Source organism: Yersinia sp. IP36721 (assembly GCF_003634395.1).
GTDB classification, from domain to species: Bacteria; Pseudomonadota; Gammaproteobacteria; order Enterobacterales; family Enterobacteriaceae; genus Yersinia; species Yersinia entomophaga.
Window position 1 is genome coordinate 61,110 of sequence record NZ_QCZL01000007.1, and the last position, 15,666, is coordinate 76,775.

Consider the following 15,666-nt stretch of genomic DNA (forward strand, 5'->3'; position numbering starts at 1 on the left):
CCCAGTGGCACAACCTGATATTTGGTGAAAAGAATAATGAAAAGAAGTGACGGCAAGAACCCGATTCGCCTGCAACCTTCACACAGAGTTAAACCCGTGGCATGGGCTCTTGCCGCTAATTTATCGCTATTGGGGAGCGCTTATGCCGCCAGCGATAATCATAATGACAGCGCGAAGTCATCACCGAAAAACAGCGCTGAAGAAACCACCATGACCGTGATTGCCTCGCCGCTAAACCACCCAGGTGTAACGGAAGACAGCGGCAGTTATAATACCTCTTCAATGTCTACGGCCACCGGTCTGAATATTTCTGCTCGCGAAACGCCACAGTCGGTCAGTATTCTGACGAAACAGCGTATGCGCGATCAAAACCTGACCAGCGTAGAAAGCGCGGTCAATAATATTACCGGCCTGAACGTTCGTCAGTTCGATAGCGATCGCTTCGGTTTTACTTCACGCGGCATGAGCGTGAATAATATTATGCGCGACGGCGTAGCCACTTTTTACGATACCCGCTTTAATTACGGCGATAACACGCTGGATACCGATATGTTCGATCGGATTGAAGTGGTACGTGGTGCGGCGGGTTTAATGACCGGGCCGGGAAACCCATCGGCTGTGATTAATCTGGTACGTAAACGTCCGACTCAGGATTTTCGCGGCAGCGTTTCTGCCGGCGTTGGCTCATGGGATAAATGGCGTACTACGCTGGATCTTTCTGGTCCGCTGAATAGCGATGGCAGCGTCCGCGGGCGTTTTGTCACGGCGTATCAGGATACCCATTCTTTCGTTGACCGATACAAACAAAGCAGCAATCCATTTTACGGCATTCTGGAAGTGGATCTGACGCCAGACACCCTGCTGACCATCGGCGCCGATACTCAACGCAATATGACCCAAGGGGGCATGTTTGGCGGGTTGCCGCTGTTTTACAGCGACAGTGGCCGAACTCATTACGGTCGTTCGGCCAGCACCGCGCCTGACTGGACTTCTTCCGAAACCCGAACCCAGTCGTTGTTTAGCAGCCTGCAACACCAGTTCGACAACGGCTGGAACATCAAGGGTACCTTTACTTTTGATAATGACAAACTGCTGCAAAACGTGATGTGGGCAGATGGTTATCCGGATCGTACGACCAATATCGGCATGCGCCCAGGGAGTATGTCGCTTATTGACGGAACTCGCCGTCAGCAAAACTATGATATTCAGGTTAACGGTCATTACAGTCTGTTTGGGCGTCAACATCAGCTTGGCTTTGGCTGGAACCACCAACGCCAGAATTTTGATAACGACTATTACAATCCCGCCAATTGCAGCACCCGCAGTACTTGCCCCGAACTGGGGGATTTTACTCAGCCGGGCTGGCAGTATCCTAAACCGATCTGGAGCACTACTCGCGCCTACGGTTCTAAAGGGCGTAACGATCAAACCGCGCAATATGCGGTGACTCAGCTTTCTCTGGCCGATCCGCTAACGTTGATTCTCGGTGGCCGTTTAACCACATGGGAAACCCGAGGCGATAACTTCGGCACGCCGCAAAATGCCAAATATAAAAATCAGTTCGTGCCCTACAGCGGCCTGATTTACGACATCAACAGCGATTTGTCGGTTTATACCAGCTACACCGAAATCTTCAATCCGGAAAGTCGCCGCAATCGTGATAACCAACTGTTGGACCCGATCAGTGGGCAAAACTACGAAGTGGGAATGAAAGGCGTCGCCTTCGACAACAGCATTGATTATTCGTTAGCGGTGTTTGAAATTCGTCAGGACAACATGCCAGTGGCGGATACCACCGCGCCGCGTCTGCCAGATAACAGCCGCCCTTACTATGCCGTAGACGGGACTAAAACCCGTGGTTTTGAAGCGGAAATCAGCGGGAAAGTCACTGAAAACTGGAACCTGTTCGCCGGTTATACCCAATATCATGTGCAAGTGCCAAACGGGCAAACTTTCACTCCGATCACGCCGCAAAAAGTCCTGAAAGTTTTCACCACCTATACCCTGCCAGGGTCGATGAAAGACCTGACTCTCGGCGGCGGTGTCAACTGGCAAGGCAAGACCTACAGTGATGTAACCAGCCCGACCGGCGTGCAGCGCGTGGGTCAGGATAGTTTTGCGGTTTACAGCCTGATGAGCCGCTATCAGTTCACTCCGCAGCTGTCGCTTACGGTGAATCTGGATAACCTATTCAATCAGCATTATTACTCGCAAATTGGTCAGTACAGCCAATACCTAGTGGGCAAGCCGCGTAATGTGGATGCCACTGTGCGTTACACCTTCTGATTATTGTTAATACCGCCAACACCACGGAGCGCGTTTTTCGGCTCCGTGGCTGCTTGTGATAACACTAAGGAAAAACTCTCGACCCAAATGTTATTGATAAATAATTCCCTAAGCCCCTATGGATTCGCCCGTCATCGCACGGGGACAATAGTGACTGTATTAACCGGCCTGTTGGCGCTGGTTTTTTTGCTTTCCGGCTGCGATAACGCTTCTGCGCCAGACGGCGTAACAGCGGCTCGTGAAAAAGGCTTCCCACGGCAGGTAGTGACTGCTCTCGGTACTGCGGTCATTGAGCGTCCGCCGCTACGCATTGTGACTTTGGGAGCCGGATCGGAGGATATTGTGCTGGCGCTGGGGCAGGTTCCGATTGGCATTGAATCCCATCGCTGGGGCGGCGACGAGCAAGGCTATCTGCCCTGGTTTCGTCAGGCGCTGGAACAGCAAGGACAAACTCTACCGACAATTCTGCACATGTATCCCGAACTGGATATCGAGCAGCTAATCAACCTGAAGCCCGATGTGATTATTGCCACTCAGTCGGGTATTAGCCAAAGCCTGTACGATCAGCTGTCGCGCTTCGCGCCGGTGGTCGCCTATCCCGGCTTGCCCTGGCTGACGTCTACCCGCCAGCAGATTGAATTGATCGGCCATACTTTGGGTAAAGAAGCTCAGGCTCAAGATTTACTACTGCAATTAGAAAGCACTCTGGCCGACGCGGGCAAAACGGTACCGGGCATAGCGAGACTGCGCTTCGCTTACATTAAAGCGGCGGCTAATAATGCCAATCTATCGATATATGTCGCGGGCGATCCTCGCGTAGATACACTCTCTGCAACCGGCTTGCAATTGGCTCCCTCGATTAAAAACCTGACCGCGTCCCGAGGCAGTTTCGCCGCAAATCTTGGGCTGGAAAATGCTGACCGACTGAATGATGTGGATATTCTAGTGACCTGGTACAACAGCGAGCAGGAGCGCCAGCGAGTAGAACAGCAGCCATTATTTAATGCCATTGCGGCAGTGCGCCACGGTGGCTACATCCCAATGACCGATCAGGCCATCGTGATGGCAATGTCCTACGGCACGCCTTTAAGCGTCGATTGGGGATTGCAACGCTTTATGCCGCTGGTCGCAGAGAAAGCGCGCCATTTGGCTACCGTTTCGGAGACTCCGCCATGACTCAGCAGATTCATCGGCGGCAGCGAGCATGCCGCGTTTGGGGCTGGGTGGGACTCTTGCTGCTCACCCTACTCTGTATTGTTGCCAGCCTGACGTTAGGAGCCAAACCCTTACCTCTCAGCGCGGTCTGGCACTATTTCAGCGCCGATGACCGTAACTATCACGATTTGGTCATAGAGGTCCGATTGCCTCGAACCTTAATAGGTCTGATGGCCGGCGCGGCGCTGGCGTTGTCCGGAGCCGTGACGCAAGGACTGCTACGTAATCCACTCGGCGATCCCGGTTTATTGGGCGTCAACGCGGGTGCATCGGCTATCATCGTCAGCTTTGCCTTTTTTCCTGCGCTGGCTGCTATTTCTCGCTTTTGGCCTGCATTGATCGGTGCCGCGCTGGCAACCCTGCTGTTTTATCTGTTAAGCGGCGGCAAACCTAATAGTAATCCAACCCGTCTGGTACTGATTGGTGCGGCGATCAATGCCTGCCTGTTCGCCTATGTGCAAGGTGTGGTACTACTCCATCCCGCCGTGTTAGAGAACTATCGCTTCTGGGTGCTTGGCTCGCTGTCGGGTATGTCGATGATGGCGATGTTGCCGGTGGTGCCCTATTTTATCGGCGGATTAGCCCTCGTTCTCGCTATTGCGCCGTCCCTTAACATCATGGTTTTCGGTGAAAATATCGCCACCGCGCTGGGTGCCAATACGGTCCAAATCCGGCTACTGGCCTTAATTGGCGCGACCATGCTGGCCGCAGCGGCAACGGCACTGGCAGGTCCAATCGCCTTTATCGGTCTGGCCGCACCTCATTTGGTTCGTGCCATGATTGGCAGCGATTTCCGTTGGCTGTTGCCCTACAGCCTGTTGGTCGGGCCAATTCTACTGTTAACTGCCGATATCATCGCCAGAGTGATTATTGCTCCAGGCGAAGTGATGGTCGGCGTGATTACCGCCGCCGTGGGTGGCCCATTGCTTTATGCGGTCGCCAATCGTAAAAAAGGATTTGCCGATGCCTCCCACTAATTCCTGTAAAACGCTAACGCTGGGATCTTGGGTGTTTTTGGCTCCGGTTCCCACTACACAGCGTTATCTACTATTGATGTTACCGACTCTATTGTTAGGCCTGCTTATCGCCATGGTATTGAGCCCTAACGGGTTTGAATGGGAAAAAACGCTCAATGTCCTTTCCGGGCAAGGCAGTCAATTTGAACATTTTATTTTGCTGCAATTGCGGCTTCCCCGCGCTTTAGTCGCATTAGGAGCCGGAGCCGCATTGGCAATTTCTGGCGCCATTTTCCAGACCACTACCCGTAACGCATTAGGCAGCCCGGATATTATTGGCATTACCGCCGGTGCCTCCGCGGGCGTAGTGGCCACCCTGTTGCTCTGGCCGGGCGTCATTCCTGTCCCCGTAGGTGCCTTCCTCGGTGCCTGTTGCGCCGTCGCATTGGTCTATGCAGGCAGCATTAACAACCTATCTCATTCGGGAAAAATTGTTATTTCAGGTATTGCCGTCGGTGCGCTTTGCATGGCATTCGTCAACTTCGCCATTTCGCAAGTACGGCTGGAACAGGCAAACCAGATGGCCGCATTGCTCAGCGGCAGCCTGGCGGAGAAAAACTGGCGCGACGTATGCCTTATCGGCCTAACGTTAAGCGTAGTGACACCGGGGTTGGTGTATCTCAGTCGTCAACTCAACTTTCTAAGTCTGGGGAGCGGAGTTGCCCAGTCATTGGGCGTCAATATTGGTCTGACACATTTGTTGAGTCTGTTACTGGCAATAACTTTGGCTACCGCAGCGGTATTGGTGGTTGGCCCGGTGGCATTTATCGCTTTATCTGCGCCGCAAATTACCCGCCATCTGCTCCGCTCCAAAGGAATTGCCCTGCTGTGCACCGCGTTGATGGGCGCACTACTGCTGCTGGCGTCAGATATTATCACTCTGCTGCTGCCCACGCCTTCCCGGCTTCCGGTCGGCGTAATCACCGCAGCCGTTGGCGGTATCTATTTGATGTATTTGCTGTACGCTGAAGTCAGGAGAATAAAATGACGTCCCCACGCGAGTTAGACTGCCCTTCTACGCTATTATCCTCGGAGTCATTGGCCGCAACGCAGTACCACACCGATGAGCCACGCTTAACGACTCAATTATTGTCTTTAAGCTACGGCCCGCGGACTGTCGTCGATAAACTCAGCGTAGGCATTAAAAACGGAGCTTTTAGCGTAATTATTGGGCCAAATGGTTGTGGAAAATCGACGCTATTACGCGCGTTAAGTCGCGGTTTATCGCCACAAAGTGGCTGTATCAAACTGGATCGGCAAAATATTCAGCATTTCAGAGCTAAAGCCTTAGCCCGCCAGCTATCGCTACTTTCCCAAGGCGCTGGCGTCTCCGAAGCCCTGACGGTCTTCGATTTGGTTTCGCGGGGTCGCTATGCCCACCAATCCTTTTTTCGTCAATGGTCTGCCGCAGACGATAATATCGTTCGCGCAGCTATAAAGGCGGTCAACCTGGAGCCATTAGCGCAACAGATGGTCAGTGAATTATCCGGTGGGCAACGCCAGCGGGCGTGGTTTGCCATGACTTTGGCACAGCATACTCCAATCGTGTTACTGGATGAGCCGACTACCTATCTGGATATCGCCCATCAGATTGAAATGCTGGATTTATGTCAGCAATTGCATCAGCAGGGCAAAACGCTGGTGCTGGTCTTGCACGACATTAATCAGGCGCTACGCTATGCCACTCATCTTATCATGCTAAAAGAAGGGAAGATTTTTGCCGAAGGATGGCCAGAAACCATAGTGACTGAAGAAAGTATTGAGGCAGTATTCGGCCTACGTTGCCGAATTATTACCGATCCTGAATCAGGTAAACCCTTAGTTATTCCTCGCTATCACCCGCGCTAGTCCGACCCTAAACCAAGACTTAACGCCCCGGAAAATTGCCTCCGGGGCACAGTAGTATTGATGTAACTTATAACTAGACGGCAGGTATTCCAAAAGCAACTAATGGGTTGATCAAATCGTCGGCAAATTTCAGACTCTGAGCCGGATCGGCTAAATCCAGCATTTGGCGATTATTGGCCAACTGTAACCGATTGAGACAACAACGCTTAATTTTGGGTGTAAACAGTTCATAACGTGCAAATTGCCCGGCCAGTTCAGGATGTTGCCGTTGATATTCCCAAATGCAGTTCGCCACCGCAGCCCAAAAACGCCCTTCTGAATAATTCCCCTGCTGATCGAGGATCGCCGCCAGATAGCGAAATACGCCGTCAAATACATCGGAAAGAATGGTCAGAGTTTTCATATCCTCCGGCATATCCACTTTGACCCGCTGCGCCTTTTCCGGTAAATCTGCGACGGGATTCATCACCAGAATTTCCTCTGCCAGATCTTTCATAAAGATATGCTGAGGGGCGGCGTTCTCCAGCACGAGAATGATATTTTCCCCATGGGGCATAAACATCAGATCGTAGGCATACAAACAGTGCAATAGCGGTGATAAATAACATTGTAAATAACGAGCTATCCATTGCTCTGTGGGCAATCCGGAGGCAGTGATGAGCTCAGGCAAAAACGCCTTGCCCTGCTGATCCAGATGCAGCAATGCCGCCATGGTCATCACCTGCTGACCCGACTGAATCAATTGCAGCGGGTTTTCTCGCCATAAGGCTGCGGCCATTTTTTTGTACGGCGTATCCCCGGTCACCGCCTGTTCGTAATAACTGTTGCGGAAACCCACGCTGGCGACTTCACGTAAAATTTTAAAACCGTAGCAGCGCAGCGTCTCATCATTTTCCACCAGCTCAAACAGCCATTCATTAATGCCCGGCGTGGTAGCCATATAATAAGGCGACAATCCGCGCATAAAGCCCATATTCAGGATAGATAGCGCCATTTTTACGTAATATCGTAACGGTTCGCTCCGATTGAAAAAAGTCCGAATCGATTGCTGAGCCTGATAGACATCTTTCCCCGTCCCTAAGAACACCAGCATTTGGTTAGCAATATCCGCAGCAAATACCGAAGACACCTTGCTCAGCCACTGCCATGGATGCACCGGCATCAGCAGATAATCCTGCGGATTGAGATCTTTGGCGATCAGCCGTTGTTCAAATTCCGCCAGCGCTTCCTCGCCCAACTCTTGCAGCATCAGTTGCCGATAATCTAGCTGTTCGATGCTGGCAAAATGCGCTTTGCTTTTATGCGCGGCCAGCCAGACCAAATGAATGTCCGAAGCGGCCTCCGGGCTGAACTGCTGGAAATCCTGCCCATTAAAACCAATGCGTCCATTATTGGCGACAAAGGAAGGATGACCTTCCATCATTTCCTGTTCTAATAACTGGAAGTTGGCGTTGACCAGTTCAGACGCGCTAATACCCACCCGACTGTGTTTATACGCACTGCTGTATAAGGTACTGGTAATCTCCTCAAGATAAGTCGGTAACACCGCATCGCTAATGCCAAGTTCCTGTTTAAATTCAATGATAAATAACAGCGAATCCAAATCGGCCAGCCGCCCATCAACGGTTTTCTGCAAAGACGAAGGATCCAGTAGCCAGTGATCCAGTGCCAACCGGCGGGCGCGGAAAACGTAACGAATCCGGTTATCTGACGTAGCCAGTTGGTAAGAGTGGTAACCCTCACCGTCCTGTCGACTCATTAATATCTCAGGAGCGAATATGCGCTCGTGGGAAAACTCGGAAATAGCTTTACACAAGTGCAAACGATTCACTTTTTGCCATAGTGACGGCTGCAAATGCGCCACGGCTAACCCGTGGGGCTGAATGGCAACGACGGAGTTGGCTATCATCATTGACGCTCCAGTTGACGCGCAGACTGAAGCGCAAGTTGATGTTGTTCTCTGGTGCAAAAAGCCAGCCATGCCGTCTTGTGAGGCATTTCCAACCGTTGCTGATAAACAAAACCGGCGAGTTTATTCAGGCGATGAATTTTCTCATTTCGTACATCCGGCTCCACTACAATACGCGCCACCAGTGGATCGCTGAAAATAAACGCCATAATGCTTTGAAATACACGCCAAGTGAAACCTGCCACTTTATTTACCGGCGGAGCGACTAAAATATGCATGCCGACATCGTCCGGCAGCGCCGGATAATATTCAGCAATGACATCTTCTTTGGCGATATAACGTTCCAGCAAAAAGGCAGGCTGCTGGTGTTTCATCCCAACCAATACGCTGCCCGGCTTCCGGTCGAGTAATTCCTGATAAAACGCCAATACCTGTGACTCGCTATGATTTTGCATTCCCCAGTACTGGGCATATTCGCGACTGACCCAATGACTCAGCCAGCCAATATCCTGCATCAAATCTAAAGGTCGCAGTGTGAAATCGCCGCTTTCCACTGGCGTCAGTGGGTTCATTTTCGCCGTCGCCTGCGTCATTGTGTGACTCCCTGTTCTGGCACGCTGAAACGCTGGAAAGCAATGCTTTCTTCAATAGGATAATGTTCAACTCCGGTTATTTCGCGGATTAAACAGGAATTACGGTAGCAGGCCATTCCCAAATCCGGCGTAACAAAACCATGGGTATGCAGCTCGACGTTTTGCACAAAAATACTGTTGCGGCGATCAATACTGTAATTGCGCTGAACGTCGTATCGGCCTTTATTATCCCAACGGATTAACTGGCGAATACCTTCAATAAACGACGGCGGCTGATATTGATACCCAGTCGCCAATACCACGCTTTCGGACGCCAAAGTGAACGGCTGATTCTGTTCATGCTGTAATAAAGACAGACTCAGTCCTTTGCCATTACTATTTTCCTCCACCAGCTGTAATTCGCTATTGGTATACAAATTCACATTTAGGACACCGTCCAAACGCTTGGTGTACAGCAGATCGAAAATGTCATTGATCAACGAGCTATTAATGCCTTTGTACAATTGTTTGTGAGTCAGATTCAGCTCATCGCGCTTTTCTGCCGGGAGGTTATAAAAGTAATCGACGTATTCCGGTGATGTCATTTCCAACGTTAGCTTGGTGTATTCCAGTGGGAAGAAACGGGGGGAACGTGTGAGCCAGTTGAGTTGATAACCAAAGCGATCTATATCACTGAGTAGATCGTAAAAAATCTCCGCCGCACTCTGTCCGCTGCCTAACAAGGTAATAGAGGCCTTCTTCTGCAAGGCCGCTTTGTTATCCAGATAATCGCCAGAAGTCACCATTTTCGCGATAAAAGGTTGGCAGCATTCTGGAATACACGGCGATGGCCCAGTGCCTAATACCAATTTTTTACACTGACATTCGTAATAATCGCCGGTGCGCAAATCCAGACAACGCAGCTTATACAGTGCGGTTTCCTCATCATACTCCAGGGTTTCAACCCGAGTATTGAAACGCAGGTTAGGCAATTGCGCGGCAGCCCATTGGCAATATTGGTTATATTCCTTACGCATCAGAAAGAAATTTTCCCGAATATAGAAGGAATAAATTCTGCCCTGCTGTTTGATGTAATTTAAAAAGCTCAACGGGTGCGTTGGCGACGCTAACGTCACCAGATCCGACATAAAGGGCGTTTGTAGAGTTGCACTTTCCAGCATCATCCCTGGATGCCAGTCAAAACCCGGATTTTGATCGATGAATAAACTATGAACATCGTTCAGCGGTTGGGTTAAACATGCCAATCCAAGATTAAAAGGACCAATGCCGATGGCAATAAAATCATAAGGTCGCATGGACATAATCATTCCTTGTTTAGCGCGGCGACGTGATGCTGATCCGCATAGTTCTGCCCGTGGGTCATAATGGCATCGATAATTTCATTTAAATGCTGAATCCCCGTAGTCGGATTCAGAAAGGTAAATTTTAAATACTGACGGCCATTGACTTTGGTCCCGGCAATGACCGAATTTCCCTCTCGGAATAACGCCTTACGAATATATGCATTGGTGAGATCGATTTCTGCATCACTGCGGGAATCCAGCGGTATAAAACGGAATACCAGCGTGCTCAACGTGGGTCGATGCAACAGTTCAAAATACGGGTTAGGCTGCATTAATTGATAAGCGACCTGCGCGGTCTCCATTAATCGCTCAAAAGCCAGCCCCAATTGCTTTGCACCCATAATACGCAGCGTCAGCCACATCTTTAGGGCATCAAATCGCCGCGTGGTCTGGATACTTTTATTCACCAGGTTGGGTGTTCCTTCCTGTAATGCGCTTAACGGATTGAGATACTCGGCGTGATAGGTCAAATAGGAAAAATGCTGTTTATCCTTAACAAAGAAGGCGCTACAGCTCACCGGCTGGAAAAAGGATTTATGGTAATCCACGGTCACCGAGTTCGCCATCTCAATACCGGCGAGCAGTTGCCGATGCTGGGAAGAAACCAGTAAGCCGCAACCGTAGGCCGCGTCAACATGCAGCCAAAGACCATAGTGCTGAGCTAACGCTGCAATAGGACGTAGAGGATCGATGCTGCCAAAATCAGTGGTTCCCGTGGTCGCCACCACCGCTAAAGGGATATTTCCCTGTGCCAGACAGCGTTCGATACTTAACTCCAAGGCGTGAGTATCCATTCTAAATTCACTGTCGTATGGAATAGGAACCACTGCGTTGTAACCCAAGCCTAATAATGCGGCCGCTTTTTGCGTGCTGAAGTGGCTAACCGCCGATGTGAAAATGCGGAATTTGTGAAAATCGGCTGGGAGTCCCTGCAATTGATTTTTATGGGCCGGGTCTCGCTGATGGCAAAAATGATCGCGAGCCAGTAACATAGCCATTAAGTTCGATTGAGTTCCGCCGCTGGTGAAAATCCCATCCCCCTCTTCACCTAACCCTATTTTATCTCGGGTCCAATCCAGCACTTTCTGTTCAATCAGCGTACCACCTGCGCTCTGATCCCAGGTATCTAAAGAGGAGTTAATCGCACCAATAATACTTTCCCCAAACACCGCCGGCAGCACCACAGGGCAATTCAAATGCGCTACATATTTAGGATGATGAAAATAAACAGCATCTTTAATATACAGCTGTTGTAATTCATCCAGCGCAGAATCGAGTGAGGGCAGCGGATTATCCAGGTTTATTCCAGAAATATGCGGTGACAATTCATTCGGTAATATCCCGCTAAAGGGTTTATCAACAACGTTTAATATGCCCTTAATTCTTTCAGTGACATTATTAACTCCTTCCTGATAATTATCGGCACTTTGTTTATTTAGAAAGCTCCCCAAATAAAGCACCTCACTTATATCACCACTTTCCGATAAAAAAGGGGTTTCAGTATGGGCTACTCCGTACATGATATATCCTTATAATATATATAGATGCGCTCAGATTACTGTTCCATGATATTTTTATTATAAGCAATGATAACTGGGTATATAGTCGACAACTCTAAGAGAGAGTTAAATAGTCACTACAAAAACCACCGGCCAGAAGCAAGAGGTTATTTCAGAATAAATAATACCTTTATAGCGTTATTTCGAGCGGACAATCATGACAATTACCCACGCCCGGTAGCTTATTACGCTGGCAACAGCTACGGCGCTGCAGGGTGTCATTACGTAGTATAACCGTGCGATAAAGCGGATTTTCGCGGCCGTCTGGCAAGGTCATAGTCATAAAAAGACCTTGAATAACAGACTGATAAACATCTTCTTTCATGCGTTTTTTAAACTCACCCAGATACCAATACATCAGGTATCCGATGTTATTCCACAGTAATCTCCCGTTTATACCCTGATAGGACTCAATTTTATTAGCTATTGGAATAACATGGTTATTAATCAGTGCATAATAGCGTTCTAGTAAATTTTCCGCGCTCTGACCTTTCCATTTTAGCTGATAGTAAATAATATCTGGCCTGCCACTATCATGAAATTCCACTTTAAAGTTTCGACAGTCGGAGTCAATTTCCTGCGGATATTCCATTAATAACAACATCATTGGAGGAATAACCAAACCGAAATACCATTGTGTCCATAGTGAATAAAGTGCCTTCTGATTCGGCTTTATATTATTGATGCCGTAATACTCATTTTGATAAATTTCCATCAGTGACGGAAAATTATCTTCATTTGACCAATGATTGAAACTCATACTTTTGGAAGGGATATTATCGGAATTCACTTTAAACGTTACAGAAAAATGAGCAAAGGTTTGCTCAAAGAGCTGCGCGATATCTGCTATTACCCCTACAGGTGAAGGTGTAATTAAATTCTCTGTATTTGACACCTTCTACCTCCAACCTAATAGATGTTGAATGCATTATTATACATAACAGTAATGATTATCAATACAATTCTCATTTGGAATGGAATACCTTTTATATACATTTATTTCAGGGGTATTTTTTTCTCCAAGACTGAAGATGAAATCTCTGGATACATTCTGAAATAACGTCAATTAATCGCTAATACAGTGTGAAAAACCGAATGGTTCATCCGTAGAAAAGAACGTTTACCAGAAGATGACGCCGCACGTCGGTGGCGCTCTGGTAAGTTTTATGTCCCAACTGAGAAAGGAAACATCATCAGGAACGCGCAATATTCCATTCCATTACGATTCCTTATTAGGGTTTGAAGGTGGATAAATGATGCTCTATGATTATTATTGATAATGGTTATCATTACAGGACGTAACTAACCTATCATTCACCGAGATCATCATGAGGGTAACAAGAATGAAAAGACTCTATCAAATGTTGGCCGCAGTTTTGGCCCGTTTCTCTCCACCGGCTATGGCGACGGAATCCCCTTCCGCGCCAACATCTCATTGCCTCCCCTGTGAATACTCCCTTAACCTTGATGCCAACCGTTTCAGTAATGAAGGATACCAGAATTGCCTGAAGACTGGCGATCGTGCTCCGGGCCACATAACCGAGTAGCCGATACCCTGTGCGCCATATTTTTCGCTGGTTGAGGGCCTTTATTGATCAATATCGGCCCTGAACGTATAAAACCTATCGGATTACCAGTAGCCGATGGTTTTCCACCATAAACTGCCAATAATCAACCAAATAGGAATAATGGCCAGACTGAGCAGGAATCCAATCTTCCACCAGGTACTCAATGGCACATAATTACAGCCAAAGAGGATCGGCGCAGGCCCGCCGGAATAATGCGTTGTAGCCATATATAAATTACTAAAAATACCAAAGACCAGTACGCTCAACATTGGCGGAGCGCCCGCAGAGATAGCAATAGAAACAAACACGGCGTACATCGCGCTGATATGAGCAATCGCACTCGCCATAAAATAGTGGATATAATAGTAAACCAGCAATAAGACTCCCAGCATGGGAACCCAATTCATGCCATCCACCCAGGTAGCCGCGATTCCACCAAACCATTTAATCAACCCTAACTTATTCAGTTGGCTGGCCAAGGTTAATAATACCGAGAACCAGATCATGGCATGCCAGGCTTCTTTTTCTGCCACGACATCATCCCAGGTTAAAGTTCCGGTCAACAGTAACGCGGTTAATCCAATAAACGCAGTTAAAGTGGCATCGATATTCAGCGTAGCGCCGCTAACCCACAAAGCAACCAGACAAATAAACACGCACAAAACAATCCATTCATGGCGGCTCATCGCCCCCATTTCTTTTAATTTCTCACAGGCAATGGCTCTCATTTCCGGCGTCTTTTTTAATACCGGCGGGTAAAAACGGTAAAGTAACAATGGGATAATCACTAAAGAAATTAGCCCTGGTACGCTGGCGGCCAACGCCCATCCTCCCCATGTGATTGTGACTCCCATTTCGCTGGCTAATTTGGCGATCATCGGATTCCCAGCCATCGACGTCAAAAACATCGCGCAGGTTATCGCATTGCATTGGAAGACACATTGAATGAGAAAAGCGCCGATTTGCCGTTCGGTGCCATTTTCTGGCGTCGAACCGTAAGCTTCAGAAATTGAGCGAAATATCGGCGTGACAATGCCACCACTTCTTGCCGACGTTGACGGCATGGCTGGAGCGAATATCAGATCGGTCAGCACCAGTCCGTAAGCCAGGCCCAGTGAACTGTGACCAAATTTACTGATAAAGAAATAGCCTACTCGTCTGCCAAAACCGGTTTTAATAAACCCTCGTGAAATAAAGAAAGCACAGGCAATCATCCAGATAATCGGCTCACCAAAACCGGCTAGAATATCTTTAATTCCAACTAGCCCGGTCGCAACCGATAGTGTCAAACTGAATATCGCCATCGCACCTAAAGGATAAGGAGAAATAATCAATCCAATGACGGTGCTGGTAAATATAGCCATTAACCCCCAGGCTTTAGGGTCTACCGTTGCGGGTGTGGGATAAAACCAAATAGATAACCCAATAAGTAAAATTAAATTTATTTTCCCTAAGCGTCCTTTCATAAAAGTCATTATTGCTCCAAAAATTCATGTGATTTATCTTACGGGCACGTTGCAGATATTAAGTAGAAAAGGGTTCCTTATAGATTTTCATCATGGTGAAGCGTAAAGACCCAATTTATTTTTATGAATTGGATTTTTCTAAATCTTGTTTAAATGAATGGTTTCTCAGCCAGAGTCATTCCATGAAATGTTTCAGACGGCGGTACTTTTTTGCCAACGGTCAGGGGTAAACAGGAACAGAAGGATAAAACAAAACGCCAACAACTATCCGCTGGGCCGTGGATTCTGCTTGGTTGCTACTCTTTTCAGTCACTCTTTTACACTCAGAAAACCTGCTTAAGAGTAATCCAGCGTCACTACAATTAATGGGGAAAACCATATACACATCCATCTAGTCTCTGTTGTTCAAAAAGCTCTCATGGCGCATGATAGCTAAATACCACTTCTATATAATAATTATCATACCTAATTTATTTAATAAATTTTTATCACTATAAAACTAATGAAATATAATAAATTTAAGTCTGGCGAATATGAGTAAGTAATAATAATTAAACGCTGAGTGTATTCACGCCCCTGACTTTTTAGCCCAAAACTGACAAGCCGCTGTTTTTATAATGCAAATGACGATATCTAAGCAATAATTCGGTTAAGTAAGTAAATTAATTCATCATCACATATTTCATGTGATATAATCTTGAAAAATCATTAACCTTATTACAGCAGTGGATTCAGAGCGTCACGGAAGATGGCTAGTTATGGTCAGATCGCGGTTTATATCCTTCACCTTTTTTCTCATCCCCGCTTTATCTCGTGTTGCATCACAGCTTATTTTTCTCGTTGGTATTAATCTAATAGTTTGA

Annotated in this window: 11 protein-coding genes; 5 read left to right on the top strand and 6 right to left on the bottom strand. The window is 47.9% G+C overall.

The genetic code is table 11. The features are described 5' to 3' along the window. Positions 1–36 precede the first annotated feature (36 nt). From DBA33_RS08380 to DBA33_RS08400, 5 genes are all read left to right on the top strand, one after another. Positions 37–2,286: a TonB-dependent siderophore receptor gene (locus DBA33_RS08380; protein WP_064513299.1), complete on the top strand. Its 2,250-nt coding sequence runs from the start codon at positions 37–39 to the stop codon at positions 2,284–2,286. Between the two features lie 150 nt (positions 2,287–2,436). Continuing rightward, a complete protein-coding gene (locus DBA33_RS08385) occupies positions 2,437–3,462 on the top strand; it encodes an iron-siderophore ABC transporter substrate-binding protein (protein ID WP_064513297.1) in 1,026 nt (341 codons plus the stop codon). Further along, positions 3,459–4,478, top strand: a complete 1,020-nt coding sequence (locus tag DBA33_RS08390) for an iron ABC transporter permease (protein ID WP_120806209.1) — start codon at positions 3,459–3,461, stop codon at positions 4,476–4,478. Before DBA33_RS08385 ends, DBA33_RS08390 begins: the two co-directional genes overlap by 4 nt. After that, the gene (locus DBA33_RS08395) at positions 4,465–5,505 is read left to right on the top strand and encodes an iron chelate uptake ABC transporter family permease subunit (RefSeq protein ID WP_064513293.1); all 1,041 of its coding nucleotides are present in this window, start codon (positions 4,465–4,467) and stop codon (positions 5,503–5,505) included. Before DBA33_RS08390 ends, DBA33_RS08395 begins: the two co-directional genes overlap by 14 nt. Further along, on the top strand, positions 5,502–6,365 hold the full coding sequence (locus tag DBA33_RS08400; protein WP_235601003.1) for an ABC transporter ATP-binding protein: 864 nt from the start codon (positions 5,502–5,504) through the stop codon (positions 6,363–6,365). The genes DBA33_RS08395 and DBA33_RS08400 overlap by 4 nt, the downstream gene beginning before the upstream one ends. A gap of 73 nt (positions 6,366–6,438) precedes the next feature. Here the strand turns inward: DBA33_RS08400 and DBA33_RS08405 are convergent, their stop codons facing one another. The 6 genes from DBA33_RS08405 to DBA33_RS08430 all read right to left on the bottom strand — a co-directional run bounded on the left by DBA33_RS08405 (position 6,439) and on the right by DBA33_RS08430 (position 14,812). Beyond that, complete coding sequence (locus DBA33_RS08405) at positions 6,439–8,274, bottom strand: IucA/IucC family siderophore biosynthesis protein (RefSeq protein ID WP_120806257.1); 1,836 nt, start codon at positions 8,272–8,274, stop codon at positions 6,439–6,441. Then, positions 8,274–8,867 carry a GNAT family N-acetyltransferase gene (locus tag DBA33_RS08410; RefSeq protein WP_240442694.1) on the bottom strand — a complete coding sequence of 198 codons (594 nt, stop codon included), beginning with the start codon at positions 8,865–8,867 and terminating at the stop codon, positions 8,274–8,276. Before DBA33_RS08410 ends, DBA33_RS08405 begins: the two co-directional genes overlap by 1 nt. After that, on the bottom strand, positions 8,864–10,162 hold the full coding sequence (locus DBA33_RS08415) for a lysine N(6)-hydroxylase/L-ornithine N(5)-oxygenase family protein (RefSeq protein ID WP_084414374.1): 1,299 nt from the start codon (positions 10,160–10,162) through the stop codon (positions 8,864–8,866). Before DBA33_RS08415 ends, DBA33_RS08410 begins: the two co-directional genes overlap by 4 nt. A gap of 8 nt (positions 10,163–10,170) precedes the next feature. Further along, a complete protein-coding gene (locus tag DBA33_RS08420) occupies positions 10,171–11,730 on the bottom strand; it encodes an aspartate aminotransferase family protein (RefSeq protein WP_120806211.1) in 1,560 nt (519 codons plus the stop codon). Between the two features lie 169 nt (positions 11,731–11,899). Continuing rightward, positions 11,900–12,664, bottom strand: coding sequence for a siderophore-iron reductase FhuF (fhuF, locus tag DBA33_RS08425; RefSeq protein ID WP_064513285.1), 765 nt, complete (start codon positions 12,662–12,664; stop codon positions 11,900–11,902). 735 nt (positions 12,665–13,399) lie between these two features. Continuing rightward, positions 13,400–14,812, bottom strand: a complete 1,413-nt coding sequence (locus tag DBA33_RS08430) for a DASS family sodium-coupled anion symporter (RefSeq protein WP_064513283.1) — start codon at positions 14,810–14,812, stop codon at positions 13,400–13,402. Positions 14,813–15,666: the final 854 nt, after the last annotated feature.